Source organism: Acinetobacter sp. C26M, from assembly GCF_023702675.1.
In the GTDB taxonomy this organism is placed as follows: domain Bacteria; phylum Pseudomonadota; class Gammaproteobacteria; order Pseudomonadales; family Moraxellaceae; genus Acinetobacter.
This window is the reverse complement of record NZ_CP098478.1, coordinates 3,661,345-3,675,025: the sequence shown is the minus strand read 5'-3', so window position 1 is coordinate 3,675,025 and position 13,681 is coordinate 3,661,345. Positions and strand designations below refer to the sequence as shown.

Here is a 13,681-nt window from a genome sequence, read left to right as displayed (position 1 = left end):
AGAAATCATGTCTGAGTTAACCCAAGAGCATTTATCCGAACAACAGTACTGGATGCAACAAGCCATTGCTTTGGCTCGGAATGGTCTCTATTCGACCAAACCAAATCCAAATGTGGGTTGTGTGATTGTCAAAGACGGTCAGTTGATTGGGGAAGGCTATCACCCTAAAGCGGGTCAGCCGCATGCGGAAGTTTTTGCCCTGCGCCAAGCGGGTGACAATGCTAAAGGTGCCACTGCGTATGTAACCTTAGAACCGTGTGCACATTATGGTCGAACACCACCTTGTGCTGAAGCTTTGGTCAAAGCTCAAGTGAAGAAAGTCGTAATTGCCTGTTCAGATCCAAATCCACTGGTTGCGGGCAAGGGTGTGAAAATTCTACAAGATGCGGGTATTGAGGTTGAAACGGGGATTTGTACGGAAAGTGCAAAAACGCTCAACTTTGGCTTTTTAAAGGCTATGTCAACGGGTTTGCCTTATGTGCGTTTAAAAATTGCATCAAGTCTAGATGGTCGTACCGCGATGGCTTCAGGTGAGTCGAAGTGGATTACTGGCACGGTAGCTCGACAAGATGTACAGCATTGGCGTGCTATTTCAGGTGCGGTGATTACTGGTATTCAAACCGTTTTAGCGGATGATTGTGAGCTGAATGTACGTGCATTGGATGGTATTGAGCTAAGTACCGTGGTGCAGCCGAAGCGTATTGTATTGGATCGCCAAGGACGACTACCGCTTTCAGCAAAGATTTTACAAAATCCAGAAACAGTGATGGTGATGACACCATTTCGTCAAGAACTTGCTGATTTAGGCGTGATACAATTGCCACCGCAAGCTTTAAATCAATTATTGCAGACCTTATCTCAACAATACCAAGTTTATGACGTATTGGTTGAGGCTGGCGCAACCTTATCAACTGCCTTTTTACAGCAAGGTTTGGTTGATGAAATGATAAGTTATGTTGCACCAACTTTACTTGGTCAATCTGCGCGAGCTATGTTCAGTGCTGAATTTAGCAAGATGGCAGAGCAACTTCGTTTTGAGTTGGTTGATGTAACCCAACTTGGGCAAGATATTCGCCTAAGATTGCTCCCTATCCAAGAGATGATATGAATCCAGAACCATCGGTTTATCACAAACGTCGTCATGCCGCGCGTACGACAGACGAATATCTTTTTCATCAGTTAGTGCCTTATCTGGGCAATAAGCGTCGATTGCTTCACCTCATTTTAGAAGCACTTGAGATTACAGGCACACTGAACAGTAAGAAAAAGAATCCACCGATTTTTGCGGATTTCTTTGCGGGGAGTGGCGTTGTCTCGCGTTTGGCGCGCCAGAATGGTTATCGTGTCATTGCCAATGACTGGGAACCGTATAGCCATGCATTGAACCATGCTATTTTAGCCTGTGTGGATGCACCTGCTTTTAAAGAGCTGGGTGGTTATCAAAAAGCGATTGATTATCTAAACCGTTTGCCTGAAGTCAAAGGTTGGGTCACACATAATTTATGTCCACGTAATGACGATGTTTATGATCCTGCCCGTGACCGTTTGTTCTTCAAACGCCGTAATGGCATGCGTATTGATGCGATCCGTCAGCAGATTGCAACATGGCAAGCGCAGGGTGCAATCAATGATGTCGAAATGAGTGCCTTATTAGCTCCTCTCTTATATTCAGCCAGTTTTGTCAGTAATACCAGCGGTGTCTTTAAAAGCTTCCATCAAGGCTGGGGTGGACGTACTCAAACGGCTTTAGAACGAATTGAATCACTGTTATGGCTGACACCAAGTCGTTTCTGTGAGATTGGTGATCCTAAACGTCCTGCTGCTGAAATGTGGTGTGTTGATGCGCAGCATCTGGCCAATCAAATGAGTGGTTTCGAAGTCGATGTTGCTTATTTGGACCCACCGTATAATCAGCATGCATACAGTAGTAATTATCATGTATTAAATGCGCTGACTTTATGGGATCAGGTGGATTTACCATCGCCAGATACTAAAGGTTTTAAGAGTGGTATCGATCGGGCATGGCGCAAAGAGCGTCCAAGTCCTTATAACTCTTCTAAGTATGCCAAAGAGGCCTATGAAAAGTTATTGGCTACTATTAATGCACGTTATATTTTGACCAGTTATTCGACGGATGGAAATATAGAGCCGAAAGACCTGCTGACTGCCAATTTAAAACGCGGCAAAGTAACTTTGCTGACTCAAGATGTTCCGCGTTATCGGGTGAGTAAACAGCGTCAATCTGATCGCGCCCGCGTACTTGAGTTCATCGTGATTACGGATACGCATTCAAAATCAGGTCCGCCGTTGCGACAGCTGCTCGGGCAGTTATATCACTTCGCTGAATTGGGTGGAGTTGATACTACGGGGAACAGTACCCAACTCGCACTTTGGTAAGCCGAATCGAACACCACTTTGCACAACAAGGTGGTGTTTTTGTATCCGATTTTGATGTTGTATCGGATAATTAGATGAATAAAATCGGTTTTTGAGATAAATCTATGTTTTTATAGTAAATATCTATCAAATTTTAATGTGTTTATACATGCGAAGTCATGCATTTAAATTAGACGTTATAAGTTTATAATTAAAAAATAATGATTTAAAACAATTATATACTCTTATTTCTCCCCCTGTTTTTATCATTGTGTTCACTTAATATAAAACTGGAAATAGTTTAACCATTCGTTCAAATTTTTACCAAATAATATTGACCGTATCTGAAAATAACTATAGTTTGCCGAGCTTAATTTAGGGTCTTGCCTATTTGCAGCGATGACCAAGAGAGGTTGTTATGAGTCGCTCGGAACCCACCTTATTGGGGCAATGTGTAGCTGAATTTTTTGCTACCGCAATTTTTTTATCATTTGGTATTGGTGTGGTGGCTGCACTTAAACTTGCTGGGGCGAGTTTAGGTTTGTGGGAAATCAGCATTGTGTGGGGTTTGGCTGTTGCGCTAGCGGTCTATCTATCGGCAGGTATTTCTGGGGCACATCTCAATCCTGCGGTAACGATTGCACTGGCACTCTTTGCAGGCTTCGATAAACGTAAAGTGCCGTTCTATATTATTGCTCAAGTGGCTGGTGCCGCTGTTGGTGCATTGTTGGTTTATAGTCTGTACAGCAATTTATTTGTGGATTATGAGCAGACCCATCACATGGTACGCGGTAGTGTGGAAAGCCTAGAGTTGGCAGGGGTTTTCTCGACCTATCCACATCATTTATTGTCGATTGGTCAAGCGTTCATGGTGGAAATGTTTATTACCATGTTGTTGCTTTGGTTGATTATGGCAATTGGTGATGATAGTAATGGCTTGCCACGCGGTGCTTTGGCGCCAATTTTAGTCGGTCTATTGGTTGCAGTGATTGGTGCATCTTTTGGTCCATTGACTGGTTTTGCCATGAATCCTGCCCGTGATTTCGGCCCAAAAATTGTGGCTTATTTCTCTGGTTGGGGGCCTGTTGCATTTACTGGTGGACGCGATATTCCATATTTCATCGTCCCGATTATTGCACCGATTGTTGGCGCTTGCTTAGGTGTGCTCGGATATAAATTATTCTTTAGTCATTTCTTGGTGAATCATAAAGTTGAAGTTAAAGCGACGACTGAGAAACAAGTGTCTGAAATGTAATAAAGACCAGATGAATAAAATGAAGGGCAGTCAATTGATTGCCCTTTTTATTTGCCTGTATTTGGACTGTACATGCCTTGTTATATCAAGATCTTTGCTTTAAGGTATCTTCTTTACAGTGGTACATACTGCGATAAAGATAGGTTGAAACTCCCATGTTTACAGGCATTATTGAAAGTTTAGGTAAGGTTGAGAGCCTACAGAGTGTAGGTGGTGACGTTCGTTTGCGTATTCAAACTGATTTGGATATGTCTGATGTACATTTGGGTGATTCGATTGCCACCAACGGGATCTGTCTGACCGTAATTGAATGGGGTGAAAACTGGTATGCGGCTGATGTTTCGCGTGAGAGTTTAAACCGTACCACATTAGGTCAATGGAAAGTTGGTCAAGCCGTCAATGTGGAAAAAGCGATGCTTCCAACCACACGTTTTGGTGGGCATATCGTGAGTGGACATGTCGATGGTTTAGGTGAAATTACCTTAGTACGACATGATGCACGCTCATTGTATTTTGAAGTGACAGCACCTGTTGAATTAGCTAAATATCTGGCAGAAAAAGGCTCAGTCACAGTCGATGGGATTAGTCTGACCATTAACCATTTGCGTGGCAATATCTTAAGCTTGAATTTAATTCCACATACTGCGGAACGTACCAATATTGGCACGTGGCAAGTCGGCAGCAAAGTCAATTTGGAAGTGGATGTACTGGCGCGTTATATCGAGCGTTTATTGTTAGGTGATAAGGCCGCAGAGCAAAAAACCGAATCGAATATCAGTATGGCTTTTTTAGCTGAAAACGGTTTTTTAAAATAAAAGATTGAACCTAAAAAAAGCCCAGTTTGAACTGGGCTTTTTTCTTACTTATCTTCTGAAAATTCACTGTTTTTCAGAATATATTCAATTTCATCTTGCGCGAGTGCATGTAGTTTTGCTCTAAACACAGTGACGGCTTGCTCAATTAAACCTTCTGCTTCAAGTTCGAGTCGAACTCGAACGCTTTCCAGTTCAGATAGAATTTGCTGATCATCAATCATCACACTTTGGCCTCGTGAATAATCCACACTTGGCTGTTCAGGGTTACTTTGATAGCGTTCTGTTTGCTGTGCAATTTCCTGATCAATATGACTACGTAAGGCAAGCAGGTTTTCAGTCTGTTGTTCAAATTGACGGGCTTCATCGGCTTGCAATTGCGCTGCATACGCTGCTGCGGCTGCACGCTTCTCTTCTAAAGCCTTTTCCAAAGCCAGTTGTTTACGAATACGTGCTTGTTCAATCAATTCCGCTTTTAAGTCAGCATAGGCTTGATCAATACGTTGTTGAGAAATTTGTTGAGCGTTCTCTTCTTGCTGTGTCCAAGTTTGGATTGGCGTTTGTGGTAATAATAGATCGCAGATACGTGCCAAATCGTCCTGATAAGTCTGGCGTACAGCTTCAGGTGCATTTAACCAACGTTTTTTAAAGTCTTGACCTACATTTAATGCCACAAGACACTCCTCACATGATGTTCTTGGTTGCCGATTTATAATTTAAACGTTCGCGGCTCGATACCTAAACGGCGATACATTTTAAACTTTTCCCGCCCGATTTGTTTCGCGGTTTCATTATTTTCAATAATCTCGATAATGTGGCGAAAATCTTGAGCTTGTTCAAGTGCATGATTGTTAAAATTAAACACGATCCAATCATTGGATGGGGGGAGTTCTGCTGAAATACATACAGGGCTATTGGGCTGGTCAATACCGTGTGGGATAAAACTGAGCGGATCAAAACTCCAAAGTTTTTCATCCAACTCAGTTTGTAACTCTGAATCTTTACATAACCACCAAATATGGGGGTGTTGATTCAGGATTTTACGGCATAAACGGCAAGCACTTTCGACTTGCCGTTCTGTACTATTTTCAAATAGATAAAAGCTGATTTGTGGCATGTTTTAGTTTTTCGTTGCAACACGATTGGCCAAGAATTGCATCAGCAATGGCACTGGACGACCTGTTGCACCTTTGGCTGCACCCGATAACCACGCTGTACCTGCGACATCGAGATGTGCCCAGCGATAATCACGAGTAAAACGTTCAAGGAAACATGCGGCTGTAATTGCACCACCATATGGTCCGCCAATGTTCGCAATATCGGCAAACGGGGAGTCGAGTAATTCTTGATACTCTTCCATCACAGGCATACGCCATACACGGTCAAGTGATTGTTCGCCTGCCTGTTGTAAGTCTTGAGCAAGTTCATCATCTGGTGAGAATAGACCGCTTACGACTTTACCTAGAGCCACAACACAAGCACCAGTCAAAGTTGCAATATCAATCACCAACGCTGGGTTAAAGCGTTTGATGTAGGTGAGGGTATCACACAGGACTAAACGGCCTTCAGCATCGGTATTTAGAATTTCAATGGTCTGACCGCTCATGCTGGTGACAATATCACCCGGACGAGTTGCGCGCCCAGATGGCATATTTTCAGCAGCAGCAATCGCACCAACCACATGAATTGGCAATTGTGCTTCGCATAGTGCTTGAATGGTTCCAAGAACAGAAGCTGCGCCACACATATCAAATTTCATTTCGTCCATGCCTAAGCTTGGTTTTAATGAAATACCACCTGTATCAAAAGTCACGCCTTTACCAACCAATACAACAGGAGCTTGTTCAATTTGAGCATTGTATTCAAGTGTGACAATACGACCTGGGCGTTCAGAACCTTTGCTAACCGCAAGGAATGCATACATACCCAGATCAGCGATTTGCTGTTCATCAAGAACGGTCACTTTTAACAAGTCTGGATATTGTGCAGCGAGTGCGAGCGCTTGATCAGCCAGATATTCTGGGAAGCAAATATTTCCAGGACGATTACCTAGGTCACGGGCATAATTTTGTCCAGATTGCACTGCATGAATCAGATTCAATTGGGCATCATCTAATTCAGTTTGGTTAGCGATCAGGTGAATGGTTTCTAAGACAGACTCATTCTTTTTCGATTTAAATTCGTCATAACCATAAGCGGCTTGGGTGAGACTCAAAACAAACAGGGAATGTAAATCGGTCGGCAGTGCTGAAAGATCGACACTAATTTGTTTAAATTTATTTTGTGATGATTTGATAATACTTTGTGCAAGTTTTGCTAATTTTGTCGCTTTCAACTCTGTACTTTTTCCAAGCCCTAATAATTGCGCATTGGCTTGAATCGCAATATTCGCAATCAGGGCTAGGTTTTCATTAAAGCTTGCTTTGAATTGGGTTGCATCGAGTACTTGTTCTAGATGATTGATTTGATAGATGTTTAAGTTCTGTTGTAATTGTTCTGAATCAACCAAAATCCACAAAGATTCGCTAGACGCCTGAGTGGGGAATGCGTTTTGAAGTGTAAATTTCATTGTTTGTATAGAACCTAATGAATGAAAAAGATAGATAAGTCCATTAAACACTTTCAGATATGAGGTTGCAATCCGCAACAAGCGATAGGTTTTATATTTTTAACATTCGGGTAAACTAGCGTTACCTTCAATTGGTCTTTTTGGAAGTATTACTTTGATTATTCGGCGTTATCTCGTCAAACAGGTGGTTTCGACATCTCTCGTAGTCATTGGTTTATTAACCTTGATTATGATGGGCGGGCGTTTAATCAAGTATTTTGGCGTCGCGGCTCAAGGCCGTTTAGATGCAAATATTCTATTTAGCATTATCGGTTACCGCCTACCTGAGTTTTTAACACTGATTCTTCCTTTGGGTTTCTTTATTGCCTTGATGTTGGTGTTTGGGCGTCTGTATGTTGACCATGAAATGGCGGTGTTAAATGGTAGTGGTGTGAGCCGTAACCAATTAGCACGCCTGCTGTTACCAATGACGTTGGTATATCTGGTGGTGCAAACCTGTTTAATGATTTGGATGGGTCCATGGGGCTTGCGTGAGTTTGAAAAACTGACCAGTACACAAGCGGTACGAACGGGCTTTGATTTGGTTCGTCCGAAGGAGTTTATTTCCTCAGGTCCTTTTACAATTTATGCAGATTCATTGTCTGAAGATCGTAAGAACTTAAAAGAGATTTTCTTCTATCAAAAATCTAACCAAGAAGATAAGCCAGACATCATGATTTTGGCGAAAGAAGCCACTCGTGTTGAAGTTGCTAATGATACGGCAAATGTTGTGGACTTGGTTCAAGGACGCCGTTACGAGATTTATCCAAATCAGCCACGTTATATTCAGGCAGAGTTCCAGTCTTATCGACTACGCTTGGAAAATGATAAAGATGTGAAGTTTGAAAGTGATGATGTAGAAGCTTTATCAATGTCTAAGCTATGGCAGAAACGGGATGACTCAGTGGTGCGTAGTGAGTTAGGTTGGCGGATTTTTGGGCCATTTATTATTATTGTGGCTTTGATGCTTGCTGTCGCATTGTCTGAAGTGAGTCCTCGTCAAGGGCGTTATTATCGCTTGATCCCTGCGATCTTTATTTTTGCTAGCTTAATTGTGGTATTGATCGCGATTAAGACCAGAATCAGTAAAGAAGAGTTGGACATTTGGGCTTATCCAGCTGTAATTTTGGTATATGCCATTGCAGCCGCAATTTTTGCACGTAAACAAAAATTGGGACCTAAAATTAAGAAAAGTATGCAGCGAGTGGGGTTGTAATGCTAGCACGTCGAATAGTCGCCAAACATGTGACAAAAACCACGGTTCTAGCCATGCTAGGAACAACGCTGGTGTTATCTTTTCTGCAAGTATTATTTACTTACCTTGGTGAATTGGGTTCACTGAAACCCAACTATAATGCATGGCAGGCTTTTCTATTTGTGATGTGGGGTGCGCCACGTTATTTGTATGAAATCCTGCCTGTTGCTGCATTGATTGGTTCTGTTTTAGGACTGGGGGCGCTTGCTTCGAATAGTGAACTGATTGTGATGCGTTCTGTTGGCATCAGTTTATGGCGAATTGTTGGCTGGGTGATGCGTTCAGCGCTGTTATTAATCGTACTGTCTTTTGTATTGAGTGAATGGGTTATTCCTTATACCAATGAAAAAGCACAAAGTATTAAAAAACAACGTAGTGTAGCGGCTTTGGGTGAAGTCAAAGGCTATTGGTCTCGTGAAGGACAGCGCTTTATTTATATTGATTATGCCAACTCACAAGGCCAGTTACGCAATATTCAAACGATTGATTTTGATCAGGACTATCGTTTGCAGTCCTTTGTAACTGCTGAAAAAGGGCAATTTATTAAAGATGGCGAATGGCAATTGTTTCAATCGCATCAAGTGGATTTACTGGCGCAAGGCAATGCTATTAAAACAGATCATGAGCAGCAATCACTTGGCTTAGCATTACAGCCGAAGTATGTGCATATGGTGACTTTAGATCCTGAAGATTTATCGCCAAGTCAGTTGATTAGCTTTATGCGTTATATGGATGAATATAGTCAGGTTCCGAAGACTTATGAATTGGCTTTCTGGCAGAAAGTGACATCACCATTTTCTTTAATTACCTTGGTGTTGATTGCGTGTTCCTTTATTTTTGGACCATTACGTCAACAGTCAATGGGTTTCCGTTTGGTAATTTCACTGTTCACAGGCTTAGGCTTCTTCTATCTGCAAGATTTTTTGGGTTATGCAAGTTTGGTTTACGCACCTTCACCTGCATGGTTCGTACTTATGCCTGTGGTGTTCATTTTTATGGTTGGTAGTTATTTGTTGTATCGAGCACGATAACTCGCTTTATATGAGGACTCTATCATCAGGATTGATGAAAGCCATCAGTCAGGTCATGGAGAATTTGATTAAATTTCGGTAAAATATGCCGATCAAATGACAAACAGAGAATCCATTATGACGGATGCAAATACTGGCAAAATTCCTCACGTTCTCGTAATTATGGATGGTGTAGGACATCGTGAAGCAGTTGAAGATAATGCTTTTTTAGCGGCAAAAACGCCAAACCTTACTGCGATGAAGGCCAAGCATCCAAATAGTTTAATCTCAGGCTCAGGCGAAGATGTCGGCCTTCCTGATGGTCAAATGGGTAACTCTGAAGTCGGTCATATGAATTTAGGTGCAGGTCGTGTGCTGTACCAAGACTTCACCCGAATTACTAAAGATATCCGCACAGGTGATTTTTTTGAGCATGAAGTTTTAGTTGATGCTGTAGAAAAAGCCAAAGCAGCCAAGGGTGCTGTACACGTGATGGGCTTATTGTCTCAAGGTGGTGTTCATTCACATGAAGACCATATTGTGGCAATGTGCGAGCTTGCATTAAAACGTGGTGCAACGGTATATCTGCATGCCTTTCTTGATGGACGTGATACACCGCCACGTAGTGCAAAGCCTTCATTAGAAAAATTAGATGCTTTATTTGCACAATACCCAAATCAGGGTCGTATCGTTTCGATGATTGGTCGTTACTTTGCAATGGATCGCGATAATCGTTGGAATCGTGTTGAACAAGCTTATCGCTTAATGACAGAAGGTGAGGCGGTACGTGCAGCCAATTCAGCAGTTGAAGGTTTAGAACTTGCTTATGCTGCGAATGAAAATGATGAGTTTGTTCAAGCAACCCGTATTGGTGAAGTTGTCAAAGTTCAAGATGGCGACAGCCTTATTTTTATGAATTTCCGTGCCGATCGTGCGCGTGAAATTACCCGTGCTTTTGTTGAAAAAGATTTTGCTGGATTTGAGCGTAAAGTTGTTCCGAATCTATCGAAATTTGTCATGCTGACACGTTATCAAGCCAGTATTGATGCGCCAGTGGCATATATGCCAGAAGGGCTTAAGAACTCAATTGGTGAATACCTGTCTGGTTTAGGCAAAACTCAATTGCGTATTGCTGAAACTGAGAAGTATGCACACGTGACTTTCTTTTTTAGTGGTGGTCGTGAAGATGAGTATGAAGGTGAAAAACGTATTCTAATTCCATCACCGAATGTAGCAACGTATGACTTAAAGCCAGAGATGAGCGCATATGAAGTGACGGATGAACTGGTGAATGCAATCAATTCAGGTGAGTTCGATCTTTTAGTCGTGAACTATGCCAATGGTGATATGGTTGGGCATACGGGTGTATTTGATGCTGCGGTTAAAGCAGTTGAAACAGTCGATACCTGTCTAGGTCGTGTCTACGATGCAGTGATGGCGAACAAAGGACATATGTTAATTACAGCGGATCATGGTAATGTAGAGCAAATGCAAGACTATGATAGTGGACAGGTTCACACCCAACATACCACTGAATTGGTGCCATTTATCTATGTTGGCCCAACCCAAGCAACGATTGCTGAAGATGGTGTTTTGGCGGATGTCGCGCCAACACTACTGCATTTGATGAACATTCCTGTACCGCCTGAAATGCAAGGCAAAAATTTAATTACTTTAAAATAAGGTGAATCAATGACCCAACACAACAACATCTACCGAGCGTTATGTGCAAGTTTGTTGATGTGTTGGGGACATAGTCTTTCAGCTGCGCCAGTTCCCCATTCTTCAGGATGGTCGAATGATGAAACACAGTCGAGTAATGCTGAAGTTCCAATTGAGTCCATTCAACAATTTGTACAGATTTATGGCATTGTTAAAGATAACTATGTCGATAAAAAGTCAGATGATGCGTTATTCCAACAGTCCATTAAAGGTTTGGTCAGTGGTCTAGATCGTTACTCCCGCTATTTATCTGCAGAAGAATATCGTCAACTGATTCAATATACAGAAGGTGATTTAGCATCTGTCGATTTCAATTTAAATTATGATGCGCATTCGAAAACGTGGCAGATCCAAGATCTAAAGTCAGGTTCAGATTCGAGTAAACTCGGTTTACGCAATGGGCAAGTCATTCTAAAAGTGGATAACCAAGAGCTTAAAAGTTTAAATCAGGATCAAGTACAGGGTCTGCTTTACGGTTCGATTGGAAGTACTGTACAAATACAAACAGAGAATAATAGTACGACCATTTTGGTGAGAAACAAGAAAGTCGAGACTGATATTGAACCAGTTTTATTACATAATCAGGTACTGGTACTGAAAATACGTGTTTTTCAGCAAGATACAGCCAATGAAATTAAGCGTTTGATTGAAGAATATAGTTCGACCAAACTTAAGGCTGTGGTGTTCGATTTACGTAATAATCCAGGTGGCTTACTTTCAGCCTCAGTCGAAGCTGCAGACTTATTTTTAAATCAGGGTTTAATTGTCACGACGAAAAGCCGTTCTGAAGGTGATCAACAATTCCAAGCACTTCCTTCCAATGAATTTCAGAATATGAAATTAGGCATTCTTATTAACCGTCGCTCTGCATCTGCAGCGGAAGTCTTTACTGCGGCATTAAAAGAGCATAAGCGGGCATGGGTGGTAGGCGAAAATAGTTATGGTAAAGGCGTGGTACAAAAGTTATTCCCTTTACCGAGTGGTGCTGCATTGCAAATGACGGTCTCACATTATTACACCCCCAATGGCAATATGATTGAAGGTCAAGGTATTCAGCCAAATCAGACCTATGCATTATCTGCTGAGATGAAAGAAGATAATTATCTCGAACATGTCACCGATTTAGTTTTAAAAAGTCGCTATTAAAAAATAAAGCCCCTTCAGTTGAGGGGCTTTATTTTTAGTGATTATTCATCATCTTCAGTATCTAAACCAAACTTCTTCAAACGATAACGTAGCGAGCGAAAGGTCATACCTAACTTCTTCGCAGCTAAAGTTCGATTCCAATGCGTGAGGTTCAGTGCATTTAGAAGAATTTCTTTTTCAATATTCTCTAAATAACGTTCCAAACCTTCAGGTGGAAGCTTTTTCGAGCTCATCGCTGGGCTGGCAGAATGCGATACGGGCTCTACTTCTTCTGGTGAAGCATTGGTAAATGAAGCAGTTGGGTTTGCCAATGAACTGCGTAAAGGTGCAGTCTGGAGATGTGCCAAGTCAATATTGTCATCATCACTGAGGGTGATTGCACGTTCAATGATATTGCGTAATTCACGCACATTACCTGGAAAATATTGCTGCAATAAGAACTGCTCTGCACGTGAAGACAGTGATTTCGCAGGTAGATCCCATTCTTGACTAATCTTTTGAATAAAGTGATTCGCCAATAACAGAATATCTTGCCCACGTTCACGTAAAGGAGGCAGCACAATATCCATGACATGAATACGGAAGAATAAATCTTGTCGGAAACGACCTTGTTGTACCAACAACTCCAAGTCTTGGTGGCTGGCACTAATCACACGGAAATCCACATCGATTTCTTGATCTGAACCGACTGGGCGAATTTTCTTTTCCTGTACAGCACGCAGTAATTTAACCTGCATATTTAAAGGCAGTTCAGCGATTTCATCCAAGAATAAACTACCGCCATGTGCGGAAAGAATCAGGCCTTGCTTATCCTGCGTTGCACCAGTGAAACTGCCTTTTTTATGTCCGAACAGCTCGCTTTCCATCAATTCTGTTGGAATCGCACCACAGTTAATGGCAATAAAAGGTCCTTCACTACGGTTACTCAAGCGATGTACCAAATTCGCAACAACTTCTTTACCTGTTCCTGATTCACCGGTAATAAATACAGGCGCCTGAGAACGTGCAATTTTCTTTAAAGCGATGCGTAACTGTTGAATGGGTGCAGAACGTCCAATTAGCAACTTATTTTCTAAAGCCGTTTCAGCAGCTTCTTGTTCTGGCTGTGGACGATTCAATGCTTTTTGAATTAATTGGTCTAAGTGCATTTGGTTGACAGGTTTACTGACAAAGTCAAATGCGCCTGCTTTTAACGCAGCAATGGCAATATCCATATTGCCATAGGCAGTCAACACCGCAATAGGGGTATTGGGATAGTTCTGTGTCACATGTTTGACCAGATCCAGACCATTACCATCAGGAAGGTTTAAATCTGTTAAACAAGCATCATACTGAAACTCAGTAAAGAATTTTTTTGCTTGTTCAACCCGATAGGCGAGATGTGTCTTGATGCCCATACGCGCAAGCGTCATTTGCATTAGAAGACATAAATCTTCTTCGTCATCTACCAGTAAGACGAGTGGTTGTTTTGTTGCCATTTCCCCGAGAAACCTAATT

12 protein-coding genes are annotated in these 13,681 nt (G+C 41.9%); 8 read left to right on the top strand and 4 right to left on the bottom strand.

Going from position 1 to position 13,681, the window contains the following annotated elements; genetic code table 11:
• Positions 1 to 7 precede the first annotated feature (7 nt).
• From ribD to NDN11_RS16905, 4 genes are all read left to right on the top strand, one after another.
• The gene (gene ribD, locus NDN11_RS16920; RefSeq protein ID WP_251110280.1) at positions 8 to 1,108 is read left to right on the top strand and encodes a bifunctional diaminohydroxyphosphoribosylaminopyrimidine deaminase/5-amino-6-(5-phosphoribosylamino)uracil reductase RibD; all 1,101 of its coding nucleotides are present in this window, start codon (positions 8 to 10) and stop codon (positions 1,106 to 1,108) included.
• On the top strand, positions 1,105 to 2,397 hold the full coding sequence (locus tag NDN11_RS16915) for a DNA adenine methylase (protein WP_167250182.1): 1,293 nt from the start codon (positions 1,105 to 1,107) through the stop codon (positions 2,395 to 2,397). Before ribD ends, NDN11_RS16915 begins: the two co-directional genes overlap by 4 nt.
• Positions 2,398 to 2,794: 397 nt before the next feature.
• Positions 2,795 to 3,631: an MIP/aquaporin family protein gene (locus tag NDN11_RS16910; protein WP_251110279.1), complete on the top strand. Its 837-nt coding sequence runs from the start codon at positions 2,795 to 2,797 to the stop codon at positions 3,629 to 3,631.
• Between the two features lie 155 nt (positions 3,632 to 3,786).
• Positions 3,787 to 4,446: a riboflavin synthase gene (locus NDN11_RS16905; protein WP_004656373.1), complete on the top strand. Its 660-nt coding sequence runs from the start codon at positions 3,787 to 3,789 to the stop codon at positions 4,444 to 4,446.
• A gap of 44 nt (positions 4,447 to 4,490) precedes the next feature.
• Here the strand turns inward: NDN11_RS16905 and blhA are convergent, their stop codons facing one another.
• Genes blhA through NDN11_RS16890 form a run of 3 tightly spaced genes read right to left on the bottom strand, consistent with a single transcriptional unit; the run spans position 4,491 to position 7,012 of the window.
• Positions 4,491 to 5,117, bottom strand: coding sequence for a cell division protein BlhA (gene blhA, locus NDN11_RS16900; RefSeq protein ID WP_167250186.1), 627 nt, complete (start codon positions 5,115 to 5,117; stop codon positions 4,491 to 4,493).
• A 35-nt stretch (positions 5,118 to 5,152) separates the two neighbouring features.
• Positions 5,153 to 5,560, bottom strand: coding sequence for a DNA polymerase III subunit chi (locus NDN11_RS16895; RefSeq protein WP_251110278.1), 408 nt, complete (start codon positions 5,558 to 5,560; stop codon positions 5,153 to 5,155).
• A 3-nt stretch (positions 5,561 to 5,563) separates the two neighbouring features.
• Positions 5,564 to 7,012, bottom strand: a complete 1,449-nt coding sequence (locus NDN11_RS16890) for a leucyl aminopeptidase (protein ID WP_251110277.1) — start codon at positions 7,010 to 7,012, stop codon at positions 5,564 to 5,566.
• A 154-nt stretch (positions 7,013 to 7,166) separates the two neighbouring features.
• Between NDN11_RS16890 and lptF the strand changes: the two genes are divergently transcribed.
• The 4 genes from lptF to NDN11_RS16870 all read left to right on the top strand — a co-directional run bounded on the left by lptF (position 7,167) and on the right by NDN11_RS16870 (position 12,184).
• Entirely contained in the window at positions 7,167 to 8,267 is a 1,101-nt protein-coding gene (lptF, locus tag NDN11_RS16885) for an LPS export ABC transporter permease LptF (RefSeq protein ID WP_167250192.1), read from the top strand.
• Positions 8,267 to 9,337, top strand: coding sequence for an LPS export ABC transporter permease LptG (lptG, locus tag NDN11_RS16880; RefSeq protein WP_167250194.1), 1,071 nt, complete (start codon positions 8,267 to 8,269; stop codon positions 9,335 to 9,337). The genes lptF and lptG overlap by 1 nt, the downstream gene beginning before the upstream one ends.
• A gap of 117 nt (positions 9,338 to 9,454) precedes the next feature.
• Positions 9,455 to 10,999 carry a 2,3-bisphosphoglycerate-independent phosphoglycerate mutase gene (gene gpmI, locus NDN11_RS16875; protein WP_251110276.1) on the top strand — a complete coding sequence of 515 codons (1,545 nt, stop codon included), beginning with the start codon at positions 9,455 to 9,457 and terminating at the stop codon, positions 10,997 to 10,999.
• A 9-nt stretch (positions 11,000 to 11,008) separates the two neighbouring features.
• Complete coding sequence (locus NDN11_RS16870; protein ID WP_167250198.1) at positions 11,009 to 12,184, top strand: S41 family peptidase; 1,176 nt, start codon at positions 11,009 to 11,011, stop codon at positions 12,182 to 12,184.
• A 41-nt stretch (positions 12,185 to 12,225) separates the two neighbouring features.
• Here the strand turns inward: NDN11_RS16870 and NDN11_RS16865 are convergent, their stop codons facing one another.
• Entirely contained in the window at positions 12,226 to 13,662 is a 1,437-nt protein-coding gene (locus NDN11_RS16865) for a sigma-54-dependent transcriptional regulator (protein ID WP_167250200.1), read from the bottom strand.
• Positions 13,663 to 13,681 lie beyond the last annotated feature (19 nt).

What these genes read in the sequence shown, in the direction of transcription:
- ribD (WP_251110280.1), top strand. Translation starts at nt 8, where the DNA reads ATGTCTGAGTTAACCCAAGAGCATTTATCCGAACAACAGTACTGGATG.
- NDN11_RS16915 (WP_167250182.1), top strand. Translation starts at nt 1,105, where the DNA reads ATGAATCCAGAACCATCGGTTTATCACAAACGTCGTCATGCCGCGCGT.
- NDN11_RS16910 (WP_251110279.1), top strand. Translation starts at nt 2,795, where the DNA reads ATGAGTCGCTCGGAACCCACCTTATTGGGGCAATGTGTAGCTGAATTT.
- NDN11_RS16905 (WP_004656373.1), top strand. Translation starts at nt 3,787, where the DNA reads ATGTTTACAGGCATTATTGAAAGTTTAGGTAAGGTTGAGAGCCTACAG.
- NDN11_RS16895 (WP_251110278.1), bottom strand. Translation starts at nt 5,560, where the DNA reads ATGCCACAAATCAGCTTTTATCTATTTGAAAATAGTACAGAACGGCAA.
- NDN11_RS16890 (WP_251110277.1), bottom strand. Translation starts at nt 7,012, where the DNA reads ATGAAATTTACACTTCAAAACGCATTCCCCACTCAGGCGTCTAGCGAA.
- lptG (WP_167250194.1), top strand. Translation starts at nt 8,267, where the DNA reads ATGCTAGCACGTCGAATAGTCGCCAAACATGTGACAAAAACCACGGTT.
- gpmI (WP_251110276.1), top strand. Translation starts at nt 9,455, where the DNA reads ATGACGGATGCAAATACTGGCAAAATTCCTCACGTTCTCGTAATTATG.
- NDN11_RS16870 (WP_167250198.1), top strand. Translation starts at nt 11,009, where the DNA reads ATGACCCAACACAACAACATCTACCGAGCGTTATGTGCAAGTTTGTTG.
- NDN11_RS16865 (WP_167250200.1), bottom strand. Translation starts at nt 13,662, where the DNA reads ATGGCAACAAAACAACCACTCGTCTTACTGGTAGATGACGAAGAAGAT.